Origin of the sequence: Halomonas sp. 25-S5, from assembly GCF_029889845.1 — a bacterium.
In the GTDB taxonomy this organism is placed as follows: Bacteria; Pseudomonadota; Gammaproteobacteria; order Pseudomonadales; family Halomonadaceae; genus Halomonas.
In genome coordinates this window covers 1-1,465 of the sequence record NZ_JARANV010000061.1, presented here as the reverse complement: position 1 = coordinate 1,465, position 1,465 = coordinate 1, and the positions used below count along the sequence as shown (strand labels likewise).

At 66.4% G+C, this 1,465-nt stretch carries 2 protein-coding genes; both read right to left on the bottom strand.

Annotated features, from left to right (window positions below):
- Window positions 1–678, bottom strand: a 678-nt coding sequence (locus tag OP498_RS18335) for a transposase zinc-binding domain-containing protein (RefSeq protein ID WP_280554792.1), incomplete at its 3' end; no start/stop codon positions are given.
- Between the two features lie 3 nt (window positions 679–681).
- Window positions 682–1,465: tyrosine-type recombinase/integrase (locus OP498_RS18330; RefSeq protein WP_280554791.1), on the bottom strand; the 784-nt coding region annotated here is incomplete at its 5' end.

Below are 1,465 nucleotides of genomic sequence, written 5' to 3'. Positions count from 1 at the left end.
CCACTCAGTGGCCATCAGGGTGTTGAGCTGATTGTCCACGTCACCCGGCCGGGTGACCCGGTGGAGTTCGCCGGCAGTGGCGGCCTGACGCAGGGCACTGACCATGTGCCCACGAAAGTGGCGCGACAGGGCCCGGACCGGGAACAGGTAGTGGCTGCGAGCCCCATGCCAGCCGCCATCGTCGCCCAGCGCACCGCCGGGGACCAGGCAGTGCAGGTGCACGTGCTGGCTCAGGTTCTGGCCCCAGGTGTGAAGCACGGCGCTCATGCCCATCTCGCCGCCGAGACGCTTGGGATCGCGACCGAAGGATCGGAGGGTATGCCAGGCGCTCTGGAACAGCCGCCGGTAGATCACCTCGGGGTGAAGCTGGACCCAGCCGTTGAGACTGTGCGGCAGGGTGAACACGACGTGGTAGTAGCGCACCGGCAGGATGTTCGCCTGCTGACGCTCGGCCCACTGATACATGGCGCGGCCCTGGCACTGCGGGCAGTGACGATCGCGACAGCCGAAGTAGTGCGGCTGGGTGTGGTCGCAGTCCGTACACTGCAAGACCGTCCCGCCCATCGCTTCGGTGCGACAGGCGAGTAGGTGGTGGCACACGCGTTGGCGCTGGCGATCCAGGACGGCCGGGGTGAGAAAGCGGGTCAGGGCCTGTTGGAGGGTGGCGGTCTCAGTCATGGCTCACCTCCAGGCCGGCCACCAGATCGATGGGCCCTGACTCGCCCCCTGCTGGCCCGGCAGCCAGTGCAGGTAGCGCATCGTCGACTGGACGCTGCGGTGGCCCAGCAACCGTTGAAGCTGATGGACGGGCATACCCTGCTCCAGGACATGCGTGGCGTAGGCATGGCGCAGGCTGTGAATGCCACCGATCCGTTCTACACCGGCCTGGCGCTTGGCCTGGGTAAAGGCCTTTTGCGGCGCGCTCGGGTGCAGCGCGCGATCCGGGAACAGCGCGCTCGGAAACAGCCATGTCGGCGGCCGGTAGGCACGCCAGACATCGCGCAAGCGATCGAGCAGGGTCGCCGGTAGCAGGACCATACGATCCTTCGCGCCCTTGCCCTGCGCCACACGGAGCTGGCCGCGCTGGCCGTCGATGTCCCGGACCCGTAGGTGGCAGACCTCGCTCACGCGCAGTCCGCAGCCATAACACAGTTCGAGCATCATGCGATGCTTGGGGTTGTGGCACGCGGCCAGGATCCGCCGGACGTCGTCGCGAGTCAGCAGCTCCGGAATCCGTTGTGGTGTCTTCGGCACCACGGGCGATACCTCAACCGACGGCCAGTGCAGCACCTGGAGGTACAGGAACCGCACGCCGTGCAGATAGACGCGGCAGCTGGCGGCTAACAAACTGCGTTCCTGGACCAGATGATTGAAGAAGCGTTGCAGGTCGTCGGTGCTCAACTGTCTGGCGGTCGGTGGAAACAGCGCGCCAGGTCCGTTATCACCATCAGGTAGGTAGTGTGGG